Raw genomic sequence first — 1,707 nt, 5'->3', positions numbered from 1 at the left:
CTAATTCTGGGCTTGAAACTTTAGCTTCTGCCTTGATTGACGCACGACCTGTAAAGGTATAAGTGCCTGATTCTGGGAGACTTGGTTTATCCGCTGGTTTAGCAACTGGTTTAACTTCTGACTTAGCCTCTGCCTTGGCTGCTGCAATATCAACATAGCGACGGGCACCGCTTGCTGTCATGTATGAAAGCCATTGACGACCATCAGCTGTCAAAACTTTATCATAGTTAACGCTCATACCCTTGTCATAATAAGCTAATTCTGGGCTTGAAACTTTAGCTTCTGCCTTAATTGACGCACGACCTGTGAAGGTATAAGTGCCTGTCGCTGGAAGACTTGGTTGGTCCGCTGGTTTAGCAACCGGTTTAACTTCTGGTTTAGTTTCTGTAGCTTTAACTGTTGCAATATCAACGTAACGACGAGCACCACTTGCTGTCATGTATGAAAGCCATTGATGACCATCGGCTGTCAAAACTTTGTCATAGTTAACACTCATGCCCTTATCATAGTAGGCCAACTCTGGGCTTGAAACCTTAGCTTCTGCCTTGATTGACGCACGACCTGTGAAGGTATAAGTGCCTGTCGCTGGAAGGTTGATGGCACCTGTAGTGGCTGGTTTGCTTTCAGCAGGCTTGCTGCTAGTAGCATAATCGCCACCTTCGATACCAAAGTACTCTTCCAAGCTCAATCCTGAATCGTGGATGTCTTTAGCTTCTTTACCCACATAGCGGATGTGCCATGCTTCTGGCATGTAGCCAGTTGAAGCTTCTTTGCCTGCTTGGAAACGCACGATAAAGCCATAGTTATGTGCATTGTCTTTAAGCCATTGACTAGCTCGTGCATCCTCAAGCAAGTTACCAGACTTATCAGTCAAGTCAAAGACCAAACCAGTTTGGTGTTCGCTGAACCCAGGACGAGCTGAGTAACGGTCCGCAGCTGCTTGACCATCACGGCTTACGTAGTTGTCGTAAAGAGTCTTTTGATAATCGTAAGAACGGAAACCACTGTATGAACGTCCAACATTCAACCCTTGATTAATCATATCATCACGAAGTCGAACAAAAGCTGCCTTAGCTGTAGGATTTTCACCTGGATTGTAGTCCTTAGAAAGACCATGCTTCTTATTGACAATGATAATATCATCGTATTTACCACGAACACTGTAGTAAGAACCGTTATTGGTCAATTTCCCTGTCACTTGAGTTTCAGTGATTTGAGGGACTGTAGCTGTAGTTTCGGTAATATAAGTTCGCTTACCATCCAACATATAGTAAAGATGCACAGAATAGTTACCAGCATCGCCCTTATGGCTAGCTGTGTCTACATGAACCTTGTAACTTCCGTCTGACTGTTTATCAGCATGGTACCATGTAAGGTCGTCTTGGCCATTCTTATCTGACCAGATTGGAACACGGACTTCTTTAACTTCTTTGCCGCCACCTGAAACATTGGTAACCACAACATCAAAGCCGTTAGACGTTTGGTTGGTAATCGTCAATTTCCCTGTTACTTGAGATTCAGGGACTGTAGCTGTAGTTTCGGTAATATAAGTTCGCTTACCATCCAACATATAGTAAAGATGCACAGAATAGTTACCAGCATCGCCCTTATGGCTAGCTGTGTCTACATGAACCTTGTAGCTACCGTCTGATTGTTTGTCGGCATGATACCAAGTAAGGTCGTCTTGGCCATTCTTATCTGACCAGA

Annotated in this window: 1 protein-coding gene; it reads right to left on the bottom strand. The window is 44.2% G+C overall.

The genetic code is table 11. From position 1 onward, the window contains the following. Positions 1 to 1,707: LD-carboxypeptidase LdcB/DacB (gene ldcB / locus HMPREF2637_RS06605; RefSeq protein ID WP_176745618.1), on the bottom strand; the 1,707-nt coding region annotated here is incomplete at both ends.

The organism is Streptococcus sp. HMSC065H07 (genome assembly GCF_001837325.1).
GTDB lineage: Bacteria > Bacillota > Bacilli > Lactobacillales > Streptococcaceae > Streptococcus > Streptococcus salivarius_H.
This window is presented reverse-complemented; position numbering and strand designations above follow the sequence as displayed.